The sequence below is a fragment of the Nostoc sp. genome, from assembly GCF_036916575.1.
Taxonomy (GTDB): domain Bacteria; phylum Cyanobacteriota; class Cyanobacteriia; order Cyanobacteriales; family Nostocaceae; genus Nostoc.
In genome coordinates, this window is the sequence record NZ_JBALGC010000028.1 from 117,033 (window position 1) to 129,185 (window position 12,153).

Annotated in this window: 9 protein-coding genes; all 9 read right to left on the reverse strand. The window is 38.6% G+C overall.

Annotated elements, in window-relative coordinates; genetic code table 11:
* Positions 1-274: 274 nt before the first annotated feature.
* The 9 genes from V7L29_RS07875 to V7L29_RS07915 all read right to left on the reverse strand — a co-directional run bounded on the left by V7L29_RS07875 (position 275) and on the right by V7L29_RS07915 (position 12,015).
* Positions 275-1,303, reverse strand: a complete 1,029-nt coding sequence (locus tag V7L29_RS07875; RefSeq protein ID WP_334735078.1) for a hypothetical protein — start codon at positions 1,301-1,303, stop codon at positions 275-277.
* A 144-nt stretch (positions 1,304-1,447) separates the two neighbouring features.
* The gene (locus V7L29_RS07880) at positions 1,448-2,854 is read right to left on the reverse strand and encodes a protein kinase domain-containing protein (RefSeq protein WP_334735079.1); all 1,407 of its coding nucleotides are present in this window, start codon (positions 2,852-2,854) and stop codon (positions 1,448-1,450) included.
* A 320-nt stretch (positions 2,855-3,174) separates the two neighbouring features.
* A complete protein-coding gene (locus V7L29_RS07885) occupies positions 3,175-4,374 on the reverse strand; it encodes a DUF4159 domain-containing protein (RefSeq protein ID WP_334735080.1) in 1,200 nt (399 codons plus the stop codon).
* 23 nt (positions 4,375-4,397) lie between these two features.
* Positions 4,398-5,426: a phage tail protein gene (locus V7L29_RS07890; RefSeq protein ID WP_334735081.1), complete on the reverse strand. Its 1,029-nt coding sequence runs from the start codon at positions 5,424-5,426 to the stop codon at positions 4,398-4,400.
* Between the two features lie 66 nt (positions 5,427-5,492).
* Entirely contained in the window at positions 5,493-7,694 is a 2,202-nt protein-coding gene (locus V7L29_RS07895; protein WP_334690923.1) for a putative baseplate assembly protein, read from the reverse strand.
* Positions 7,695-7,831: 137 nt separating this feature from the next.
* Positions 7,832-8,242: a GPW/gp25 family protein gene (locus V7L29_RS07900; RefSeq protein ID WP_334690924.1), complete on the reverse strand. Its 411-nt coding sequence runs from the start codon at positions 8,240-8,242 to the stop codon at positions 7,832-7,834.
* Positions 8,243-8,359: 117 nt separating this feature from the next.
* On the reverse strand, positions 8,360-10,267 hold the full coding sequence (locus V7L29_RS07905; RefSeq protein WP_334735082.1) for a VgrG-related protein: 1,908 nt from the start codon (positions 10,265-10,267) through the stop codon (positions 8,360-8,362).
* Between the two features lie 74 nt (positions 10,268-10,341).
* Positions 10,342-11,052, reverse strand: a complete 711-nt coding sequence (locus V7L29_RS07910; protein ID WP_334735083.1) for a CIS tube protein — start codon at positions 11,050-11,052, stop codon at positions 10,342-10,344.
* Between the two features lie 60 nt (positions 11,053-11,112).
* Positions 11,113-12,015: a hypothetical protein gene (locus V7L29_RS07915; RefSeq protein WP_334735084.1), complete on the reverse strand. Its 903-nt coding sequence runs from the start codon at positions 12,013-12,015 to the stop codon at positions 11,113-11,115.
* Between the last annotated feature and the right edge of the window lie 138 nt (positions 12,016-12,153).

The following is a 12,153-nucleotide window of genomic DNA, read 5'->3' on the forward strand; positions in this document are numbered from 1 at the left end:
TATTACCCCTTAGATAACGAAAAATCGTTATCCCACGGTATTGTAAGGACGCGATATATCGTGCCTTTACGACTGATTTCACGTTAAATAAGGGGTCTTGCTCTCTATTAGCCAACATAATCAACAATAACGTCTCTACGTAAGTGCTAAATTAATTACGCATACTATCAGTTTTGATGAGTTATTATTCTACGCTCTAAGATAAGCATAAAAGAAAATACATTTCTGACTTATCCGACTTTCGTCTATAATTACTCTTCTAATGTAATGCGATTTAAAAGTTGTAACCAATTCCTAACAGTAGTCCGACATCAGTTTTATCGAGAAAGCCGACATTTAATCCAGCAGTAGCGGTAAATTTAGGTGATACAGGCACATCCACACCACCCGTAAGAAGAAATCCTACGGAACTACCTTCACTTGTGGAAATTGCTGCTCCCCCTCCAAGATAAGAAACTGCTATTATTTTGGATTCTCCAAGTTCTGTGAATGATTCCACTGGAAAGTCAATTGTTACAGGGATAAGAAATACAGCTTTGTCATTAATCACAGCAGCAGGACGAAAAGAGAAGTTATTTGTTAAACCAATTTTACTAAAGACAGTAAAAGAAGTTTCATCTAAAGCACTATCTCCATTCAATCCAAAATTACCACCGACCCCAATATAGTTACGAGTAGGTATTGTCTCATACTGTGTTGTTTGTAGTGGTTTAGCTGGAGTTGGTGTTGTTTGTAGTGGTTTAACTGGAGTTGGGGTTGGTATTGTTTCTTGTGGTTTAACTGGAGTTGGGGTTGGTATTGTTTGTCTTGGAATAACTGGAGTTGGAGCTGGTGTTGTTTGTCTTGGAATAACTGGAGTTGGAGCTGGTGTTGTTTGTCTTGGAATAACTGGAATTGGAGATGATGGAGTAGTTGGTTTTTTAACTGGTGGTGCTTGTGTTGGTGGTGCTTCCGGTGTTGGTGCTTGTGTTGGTAATGGTTCTGGTGTTGGTGATGGTTCTGGTGTTGGTGATGGTTCTGGTGTTGTTGGTGCTTCTGGTGTTGGTGGTGCTTCTGGTGTTGTTGGTGCTTCTGGTGTTGTTGGTGCTTCTGGTGTTGTTGGTGCTTCTGGTGTTGGTGGTGCTTCTGGTGTTGTTGGTGCTTCTGGTGTTGTTGGTGCTTCTGGTGTTGGTGGTGCTTCTGGCTGAGGTTGGGCTAAAGACATTTGTAAATATGGCTCTAGACCAATAATGAAACTGCTCATCACAACTAAACAAGCTTTGGGAAACAGCAATATCAGCTTAATAAATGATTTTTGATTCATTTTTATTAACAGGTATTATGACGTTTTAATAGGTTTTATCATCCAGATTCTTACCAGTTATTATTTAAAGGTAGAAATAAGAAACGTGCCAACTACGGATTCCCAAAAATTTAAAGCTCGTATTTTCTGGCATTGACCTACAACTTACTCGCAGCAAGTCTTATTTTTTCCTTCAAATTTACCTTGATGCCAAATTCCACTTTCACGGGAGCCATCTTTAGATATGCAGATTCCTTGACCATCAAACCGACCCTGTTTAAATTCTCCCATATATTGGCAATTATTGTTGTAAATGAATTTCCCACTGCCTTCGTATTTATTATTATAAAACGGACCTATATAGCGGTCGCCATTTGCAAATATGAACGTTCCTGTTCCATTAAACTTACTGTCTTTAAATCTCCCTTGATATTTATTACCATTTGCGTAAATCAAGGTTCCACAACCGTTATACAGTCCATTTTTTCGTTCTCCATAATATTTATTATTTTTACTATCTACAAAGTCCGGTGATGTAGTTGGATTAGGTAGTACATTCGTTTCTGGGCATGTTTCCACATCTGCTGTGTGCTGTCTCGAAAAATTCATAAATAATAACCCCATTCCAAAAAGTAAACTTACTATGATTCCAGCACCAATCAAAAATCTCTGGTTTGCTACAAAAAAATGTGATGGTGGTGAAATTGATGCAGGCGGTGTTGTTAGCCGTATGGGTTCAGATAATGCTGTTAATGCTTGCAACGCCTCACCTGCTGTTTGATAGCGTTCATTGAAGTTAGAACGCACCATTTTATCTAACACATTTGCCAGAAAGGGACTTACCGAAGCCTTATCTCGCCAAATTATTTCAAAACTGTTTGGGTTTTTAGGTAATTCCTGGGGTCTAATTCCAGTTAAAGCGTAAATTCCCAACATTCCCACTGCGTAAATATCGCTGGATAACTTGGGATACCCATTTAACTGTTCGTTAGGCATATAGCCAGAAGTACCAATAACAACAGATGCATTAGTTAGTTCTTGAGGATTGCCTACTAATTTGCTAATTTCCTTGACAGATCCAAAGTCTATTAATACTATTTTGCCGTCACTATTACGGCGCATTAAGTTTTGTGCTTTTATGTCTCGGTGAATGATATTTTTATTATGAATAATTGTTAATACTTCTAAAATTTCTATTAAAAGTTGCTTTACCTTGGCTTCACTTAACTTATTGCCAGAGAAAATTTCCTGGCTTAAATCATGTCCATCAATATACTCTTGTACTAAATAAAATTCACCGCCTTCTTCAAAGTGGGCAAAAAGTCGTGGAATCTGACTATGCTCATTACCTAAACGGTATAAGGCTTTTGCTTCCTTATTAAAAAAATTAATAAAAGCTTCTAACTCTTCTTGGCTTTGGCTTTGTCGAAGATTTTTGACAACACACAGAGGATGGTCGGGTAAATCTAAATCTTCAGCTAAATAGGTGACTCCGAAGCTACCGCTTCCCAAGGGCTTAATAATTTTGTACCTATTGCGAAGAGTTTGACCAGGTAGGATGGATTTAACCATAATTAAATAGAGATAATTTTTTTCATTCTGTCATATTTAAGCTAAATATTAACTTCTTTCTAATATTAATGACATGCGTATATCGTTGTTAAACCATAAGTATAGCCAGTTTTATAAGCATATTGTATAATTTCTTCTGAGTCTGTCGCCCAATTATTAACTGTGTTAGAAAAGGTTTCATAAAAGTCTGCTTTGTCTTAATGTCAATCAAAAACTGCTTTAGGCAATACCTTTAACCTGACGAATTAGCTTGGCACAAATTCAGCCTTAAATATTGGACGGTTCGGGATGCCTATACCACAAAATATAAACAGCTATAGCTACCATTTTCCAGTGTCATCCTCTTGTTGCAAACCTATCAACTGACGTCGCTTCCAAGCAAAAGTGAGAATATTAATGCCTAATTCTTGCGCGGTGCAAATTGCAAGTCTAGGCAGGGTAAGGTCTTTATCTAATCCCCAAGCGGATGCTAAATCACCAATAATTAAAATAATTCCTCCGGCAGTTGATATTTCTACTGGTCGTTGATTTACTATTGGTAAAGCTGCAAACAAAAAAGGTTGTGTTCTCAAAGGGTGGTCTCGTCGTAATTCTGGTAAAGATTTCAAAGGGTTTTTTAGCTGTTCGGCTAGAGAATAAGTACTTTCTATTAAAGGAGTTGCATCTCTAGGTGCATCGACTAAAAGTACTCCACCTGAATTTAGATATTTTTTTAGAGACTCCAACTCGACATTATTGAACGATAAAGCTTGTTGCCCAGTCAGATAAAGTAAGTCGTATTCTTGAATATTTTCTGCTAAAGTAATCTGTCCTGCTTCTTCAGTCCCTTGTAAATAAGAGTATAAAGGCTCAATAGATTGTAATAAGTAAGATAAATTAAAGAAATTGCGATCGCATCCAGAATCACTATGGTTTACTTGCGCCAGTCGTACAATTGCTTGAGGTCGCGCTTGCGCCTGACGTCGGTAACGTAAATTGATAGTATTATAACCAGGAAAAAATGCATCAGTAGGTTGAGTAATATCTTTTTGTCCTGGCTGCAAAAGAATACGACAAATTTCTATTTCGGAAATATCAAGTGTTGAATTTCTTTGGTCAAACCGATAAGTTTCGCGGACACTATCTCTCGATTCGCGCGATCGCAGTTCTTCCGGATCGATATAACTAACTGTTAAATAGATCATAAGTGGCTCACGACTTGCCACTTCTAAATCAATTGGAAAGTCATAAGCTGTCGGCACAACAATTAAATTACCAGACAAATCTATAGCAATACCCGGTTGAATTTGTAACCAGCGTCCATCTCGATATTTAGCTTCAACTTCACTCGGTGCTTCAATATCTCGCACACCTAAACCGCAAACAATTCCCGGTTGGTTTAAACATTGATAGTAAGTATTTTGTCGCGTGCGGTGGTAATTATGTGCTTTCCGCCAGCGTTCAGCATTTATAAGTAAACCATCAGAAGCTTGTAAACGCTCAAAAGGTTCAATTGGTGGAGGTGGAAAAGGGTGAGACATAATGAGTTAAGAATTAAATAGTCTTAGTTACTGTTTTCTATAGATAATTCGTAGGTACAAAAAGCGGGTTTTTCTTGTTCAATGATTCTTGCAATTAGTGCTTCGTCTATAGTATTTGATTCTATTGGTCGCAAACGCACTACAAAATGATACGCTTTTCCTCCTCCTAATACTGCATTTCCGAGTACTGCTTCATTAAGAGTAAAACTATTACCAAAAGGTTCTGTAATACTAATATGCTTATCATTTTCGTTTTCTATATTTTCATCTAATGGTAATCCAGTATATAAGTGTAAATAAAGACGCAACCCTTTACGAGTTCCTCGCCACCGATATAAATCAACCGCTCTACGAATTAACCGACGCTGCTGTTGGAGTTCCCATATTGACTCAAATTGCCAACCAACCCAGTGAGCCAAAAATGGTAACAATGCTTGCGGCGCTGTTAAAGGGTCGAGGTTTGCCCACATAGTATTAAAGCTATCAATAGCTGGTTGATAAGCTTGTTCAAATATATTCATGAAACGACCAATAAAGTCTACTTCACGATATAAAAGCGGCAAAAATTCCATGTACGTAGACCAAGGTCGTATACATATACTAAATTCGTCGCTTGTCTCGATTTTTTGTTGTTCTGTACCTGGATCTAGATGTAATTGAACTGAACAGCGAAAGTTAAGATTTAATCTATCTTTTTTTCCTGGGATGATTGCAGAGCGATGTTCAAAAAAGGTGGCAGGAACTTGAAAATAAAGCACAGCTTGCATAGTATCTCTAGGTGCAATTTCAGAACCTTCTGTACCAATTTGACACCACTCTTGGGGAAAGTCGCCTTTGACTTTCAAATCCAACCGTAAAGGATTTGCCGTCAAGTTTTCCACTTGCACAATCATTTCGCTGGCTTGTCCAGGATGTATTAACAAACTGTGCCCAGCAGTTATATCAAAACTTTCTGCCCCTGTAAACGCCAAAGCAACTCCCGGTAGTGCTTCAGGAATTTGCATTGGGATTAAGTCTATTTTGACTTTAGAGGTAGAACGACTTTGAACCATAGTAATACTAAATATAGATACGCAATATATCGCCTTTTAATGTATTTTTCATATCTTGCGTCTTGATTAACGATTAAGAATATTAACTACGTGATTGGAGCGTAAGCTATTGTCAGCCCAAGAACAAATTAAACCTTGTACTCCTGGGTCAATTACGCGCTCCGGTGATGGCTGACGTCTCCATGTGTCACCTTGTTTGCGTATAGGAAATAGTAGAACCGGGCCAAGATAACGGACACCGCGCGTTTGTTGGAGCAATGCCACAATATCTGATTCGTAAAGTGGGCGTCCGAATGCCCAGCCTTTTGCTTCAATTCCTCCAATTAAGGGATTTAAAAATTTATACAGCGATATTCGGATAGCACGCAGAATTTCTTCACGGGCCAGAGGGTTATCATAAGCTGGTTCTAAACCGATTTCGGTTTGGACACAAACACCGATATATTCTGGTTGTTGTAGTTGAACTTGCACTCCTAATAATTTTCTTTCGTCTAAATAGCGCAAAACTTGTTCTTGGAGTGCTGGACTAAGATCGAATTTATCAGGAGATAAACCTTGTCCTTGAGCGATCGCATCTGTATTGAAATTCGGAACTATCAATAAACTGACTGTACCAGCTTGTCGATTTGCATTGGCTGGTAAACAGCGAACGCGAGCAATTGCTCCTTGCCCTGCAATTTGAGCTAGTGCTTCAAAATCTTCAACTGTAACTGCACGGTCACGGGAACGTAAAATTCGAGGGGCCTTAAGAACTGCTTGTTCAAGTGATTCTGCATCTGCACCATTGATAGCGCCTTTGTGGTTAATAACACTATCAACATACGGAACAGCAGATTTTAAAAATTGTAGGGAATTCGCTTGAACGTTACCTCTTCTACCTCCTCCTGTACGGTAACTAACCATACGGATTTCTGATCCACGTGGAGGAACTGCACCGTACTGATTTTCAAAGTTGTTATTTTCTAGATCACGAACTTGAACAAATGTATCTTCTGGTCTTGGCTGCTGGATGCGCGTGCGAACTTGTGTTTCGTTTTTAAGTTGACTGGGTTCGCGAATTAACGGACCAAACTGAACTGTACCATCAATTGAATCTATTATGTAGTGAAAGCTTTGTGAAGTCGAATCTGCGAAATCTCTGACTTCTTCCCATCTTTGAGGTAAACCATTTGGAGGAATAACTAAAATGTACTCCGAATCTCGACGTTCTAAAATTGGTGGTTGTTGAAGTTGAAAAATTTGCCCTGGTTTACCATTACTCAGACCCAAACGTTCATCTTCAATAAGATTATTCTGACTCGCGCGGACTGTACCACCAACCGCACGCACTCCCAAACCAGTAATTCGTGGAGGACGATTATAACCAGAATTATTTGCGTCTAATGGAGTAAGTAAACAGCGAATCCAACGACCTCGATATGATATAAAGTTGGTCACGGGCCAGTTTTGCGGTAAATGTAACCGGACTTCGGCACCTTGCTCTGGATAAATACCCTGTTGAGCAATTTCATAAAAACTAAAGCCCCGTGTTTTATCATCTACTTCTTTTATTAAAACAGGTTGCCATTTCTCGCCATCCCAAGCTTCCCAACGACGTGGTGGTTGGTTAGGATTAATACCCGTAGGCGTAGCAGAGCCGCCTTGAACAGTAATTTCTAAAACATTGCCATCAAGAGAGTCATCAGAACTAATAACTAAATAAAAACAGTTACCTGGCTGAGGTTCGTCTTCAAATATTGGTTGTTCGTTACCTTCCCAGAAAGCATCAGATTGACGGTTCCAGGTATTAGTTACTCTTTCTCGTAAAGATTGGGGAATTTCTTCTATAGTCAACGCTGTTAAAACATGTTGTAAACGGGGTTTTGCAATAACTAAAGGAGAATCAGTACTAAAAGTAATAGCTTCTGTTGTTTCAGTTCGTACTGTTGAAACCTCAATTCCTTCGGGAATTGTGTAAGTTTCCGGCAAGTCAGAACTTAAATAAAAAGTTAAATCTGTGCGTGCTGGGGCAGGTGGTTGGAGACGAATGCCGAGTAATTCCAGAAAGGCAACATAATTTTTACGCGGTACTTGATTAAACCTAAGTAGCATTTGGTCGGTTAACCAAGCAAACAGTTCAATCAGCGTAATTCCAGGGTCACTCAGATTATGGTCTGTCCATTCAGGACAGTAGCGAGGAATACGCATAACGCACTCTTCCACTAAATCATCGAAGGTGCGATCATCCAAATTTGAAGAAGGTAATTTTGGTAAAAAGTCGAATTCCACAGTTTTATTTTAGATTTTTGGATTATTAATCTTGTGGGGTGGACATCACAAGCCCTACCTCTACATCATTTTGGATTACCTTAGGGGAGGGTTTACAGATATCTTAAAACTGAATTTAAAATCTAGTTAACCCGCCCCTACTCTGCCGAAATTAAATAAAAAGGATAAACAAAGCTGTAAACGTCAAGATAATCTTTGAGTTTATATTTGATAATAATGTCTACTCGTCCGCGTATTGGGTCAGGATCAGCGCGAACATCATTAAGAATGATACGTGGTTCCCAAACTTCCAAAGCTTCTGTTACATACATACGAATTTGCAGTAAAGTATCGCTATTCAAGGGAGCAAATGCCAATTCTGACAAGCGACACCCAAAGTTTGGTCGATAAACCCTTTCACCTAAACTAGTACGAAGAATAATCCAAATCGACTCTTTGACTTTCTCATCTTCACTGCTAAACTTTATCCCACCCTGCAAATTTAACTGGAGTGGAAAAGCCCAACCTCTCCCTAAATATTCTCGCTGCTGACCATACGGGTCTGGCATTTTCGCGTCCTCCTCATATATATCCAAAATATTGGGGCAGACGATATAAGCCTATTCGCCAAAGGTCGAGTTTCAGCGAAAGGGGAAAGGAAATACTTTTCCCCTTCTCCCCTTTATTTATAGAATTGGTTTTGGCCCTGTTATTGGTGTAGTCATTGTAATTGGTCCTAGAGTACTAGTTAATGTCATAGTTCCAGCGGTAATCGCCAAAAGACCGGGTGTAGTAATTGTAATGGCACCACCTGCGGTCATATTTATAGCGGCACCTGCTGTCATACTCATCTCACCAAGAGAAGCCATACTCATAGCGGCACCTGCTGTTGAACTAATGGATGAGGCTTGGGAGGAAATAGAAGCTGTAGCAGTATTACTAATAGTAGCGTTTGCTTTAATGCTGATATTGCCAGTAAGGTCGTTAATAAGTATTGTCTGTCCTGCAGTTGTTTGTATTTCTATAAACTTTTTGGTATCGTTAAGACTAATTTTATGTCCACCTTTTGTCTCAATATATACACCTGTATTGCTGATAGCTTTATCTTCATCGACAAACTGTAATTGATGTCCAATGCGGGTTTTAAAGGTTCGTAGACGAACTCGACCACTAACTACACTATCGTTTACTGAAGTTGGTGGTGTATCTTTCCCGTTCCAAACTGCACCAATAATATAAGGTCGATGAATATCACCATGTTCAAACCCAACCAACACTTCATCGTTTATTTCTGGCAACCAGTCAGTTCCACGACCGGAACCGGCGCCTGTTGATACTACTCTTGCCCAGTAACTTTCATGTTCTTCGGTAAGCGTGGGAAACTTAACTTTAACTCGACTCAATCCTTTTGGGTCTTGATTATTGGTGACAATTCCTACCAAAAATGTTTGACCTGGTTGTAAACGTGTTTGAGGTGATATCGAGTTGTATAAATTACCAGAACGCAAACCTCGAACGCTAAATTCTGTAGTATAAACTCGTTGACTGTAAAAGTGACGTGTTTCCGTAATGTAATACTTTCCGCTAAAGCGATCGCCCATCTTTTGTAGAGTGACAAACCTACCCGGTCGAATCAGAGGATTACCTTCTGCTTTTGCATCTGCATAAACAAATTCTCCCCCCAATTCATCACATAAAGCTTGAGCCATTACCTCTGCTTCTTTGGCACTAAAAACGGGTTTATCTACAACAGTCATTAGCGGAGGTTTGCTAATGTTGAACTTATTACTGCTATTACTTCCTTTTTGATTACCAGTATCAGTTATTACCTTCTCTGAATTAGCCTTGGAGGTAATTAAATTTTTCTGAGTGTAGTCCCAACTACGCACTTCAACCGCACTCACTTGTTCTGCACTAGTAACGCGAGTACTGAAACTACTGATTTCGTCTAGCCATTTCAGTTCTACAGCTTCTTGAGCTTCTGGTTTACGAAAGTTTATTTTACCTTCTTCAATAAAAAGTTCAAAACCAATACGAGCAGCTCTTTCTCGCAAAAACTCCATATTAGTTTGATTTTCTTGAAAAATATACTCATGAGCTTCGCCACTCTCATCTATTCTTCCAAGTTGTATACCTACTTCTTGAGCAATTTTGCGTACTATATCGCTATCGGTATTATTCAAAAAAGAGCGATTTTGACGTCCTCGATGTAGTCGGTGCGAGGTATCGTAACCACGAACAATTATCGGCGCCTCAGATTTATTATTAAAATGAACTTCAATTGCTGTAATTTCACCTTCAATTAAAGAGCCTTCTTTATGCTTTTTAAAATTGTCGTCTTGGGTATTACTAGAAATGAACCCTAATTTGACTCTTGTACCGATTTCAAACACCTTTTCGTGGCGCCAGGGTTGGTATTCCGATTTATTATTGGTAGGCAGATAGCTGTTGTGAACTACCAATGTAAACATGGCTGGCAAATGCAAACTTTCTTCAATAGTAATTTGCATTAAATCCTTGATTAATTCAGGAGATGCTTGTTGTCCGCCTATTTCGACTAGGGGTTGAGATAAATAAAGATTTTGTTCTGCCATAATTAACTCTAAAATTCTAAATAATGTTGAAGAAAACGAAGGTCAGATAACTCCACCGTGATGTTATTTATAGTTTATTTCCGTTTGCCTCCTGGTTTCTGGGTTCCACCTCCTGGTTTCTGAGTTCCACCTCCTTGATTCTGAGTTCCACCTCCTGGTTTCTGAGTTCCACCTCCTGGATTCTGAGTTCCACCTCCTGGATTCTGAGTTCCACCTCCTGGATTTGGGGTTTCGTTGAAAAGAGGTGCAGCTTGAGGGCTATTTTGTCGTGCCTCTCCCTGAGAAGCAGATTCAGATCCTCCTGGAAGGTTATTTTTATCTACTTCTTGCAATGAAATATCTACCATTGCTCTGACTGGTGTCCCATCAGTGAGAAACATATTTAGGGTATAGGTTAGACTATTCATTACACAGTAAAAATATTCATCCTTCCATATAAATGTATAAACTGGAGGACGTTTATCTGCTGCTTGTTCAATTGTTTCAACACCCTTTTTAATAATATTTATATATGTCATTACAGACTCTTTAGTCTCATAGGTATCGAAGATTAATTGTTTAAGTGTAAATTGATAAGGCTCAACACCTGAGAAGTTAATCTTAGGCAGTAAAGTTGTTCCTCTGTTGCCTGGATGTTTTTGCCAGTTAACAGTTCGAGAAAAGCTGATTTCACTAGGATTAAACATTAACTCAATATCAGGTGCTTCCCCGTTGTAAGCTTTGAGTTTGGCTTTTTCGAGTTGAGGTTGGCGTTTTTGAGGAGTGATTACAGAAGGACTTGGCATTTGAATATTATCTCCTAAAACTCAAAATTTAAAATCCAAAATCTAAAATCCCAAATCATATTACCAGGGTAATCGACCTGTAAAAGTGCCTTGACGTTCTTTCTCAATTTCTAGCTGTTGTCGTAATCTAGTATAAACTTCACGAGCAAGCGCTTCGAGAGCTATTTCATCATCTTCTTTTGAATTAGCTAAATTTGAATTAGCTGAATTTGAATTAGATAAATCTGAATTAGATGACTCATCAAAAGGACTTTTTATAGTTTCAGTGATTGGCTTTATATCGGTAGATATATCACTGGGTAAAGTTTTATCTTGATTATCAATTGCTTTATGCGAATATGCAGTTTTTTGTTGAATAGGAAAATATTTGTCGCTTGTTTGAGAATTATACTCGCCTCCTATTTCACTGTTAAAGTTAATAAAGCTAGACTCTTCATTACCTATATTTAGTAAATTTTCAATATTTGACCATTGTGAAGGAGTATCTGAATTATTATTAGAGGATGTTTTATTTAAATTTGCTTTTTTAAAAATTAAAGATGGCGATGAGTAATTATTTTGAGCAGCAGTTTTTCTTTGCACAATATCTTCTGCTGCACCATTTTTGCTGGGATGTTCTAGTAAATTAAGATTTTTTTGTGTATCTAATTTATTAATTGCAAACTTACTATGTGTGAGCATAGCAGATACTTTATCTGAAGCTGCTATTGGCTGATTATTGTCAACTTTTAACTGCGTTACTTGTGCGTCGGTGGTGTCACCTTGAGACACCTTAGAAGGTGTGGGTACATGAGTCAAGCCTGCGAAGGCAGGCTGTAATGGTTCAATTTCAGAAGATTCTGGTGATGGTTGACCCAAAACAGATGCAGTTGTTTCTATCTTTGGTGTTGTCGGATTAAATGTCTGGTTTGAAGCTTGCTGTAATGGTTCAATTTCAGAAGATTCTAGTGATGGCTGACCCAAAACAGATGCAGTTGTTTCTAGATTTGGTGTTGTCGGATGAAATGTCTGGTTTGAAGCTTGCTGTAATGGTTCAATTTCAGAAGATTCTGGTGATGGCTGACCCAAAACAGATGCAGTTGTTTCTAGATTTGGTGTTGT

Excerpts from the sequence above, each read along its gene's own strand:
- V7L29_RS07875 (WP_334735078.1), bottom strand. The coding sequence starts at position 1,303 with ATGAATCAAAAATCATTTATTAAGCTGATATTGCTGTTTCCCAAAGCT.
- V7L29_RS07880 (WP_334735079.1), bottom strand. The coding sequence starts at position 2,854 with ATGGTTAAATCCATCCTACCTGGTCAAACTCTTCGCAATAGGTACAAA.
- V7L29_RS07885 (WP_334735080.1), bottom strand. The coding sequence starts at position 4,374 with ATGTCTCACCCTTTTCCACCTCCACCAATTGAACCTTTTGAGCGTTTA.
- V7L29_RS07890 (WP_334735081.1), bottom strand. The coding sequence starts at position 5,426 with ATGGTTCAAAGTCGTTCTACCTCTAAAGTCAAAATAGACTTAATCCCA.
- V7L29_RS07900 (WP_334690924.1), bottom strand. The coding sequence starts at position 8,242 with ATGCCAGACCCGTATGGTCAGCAGCGAGAATATTTAGGGAGAGGTTGG.
- V7L29_RS07905 (WP_334735082.1), bottom strand. The coding sequence starts at position 10,267 with ATGGCAGAACAAAATCTTTATTTATCTCAACCCCTAGTCGAAATAGGC.
- V7L29_RS07910 (WP_334735083.1), bottom strand. The coding sequence starts at position 11,052 with ATGCCAAGTCCTTCTGTAATCACTCCTCAAAAACGCCAACCTCAACTC.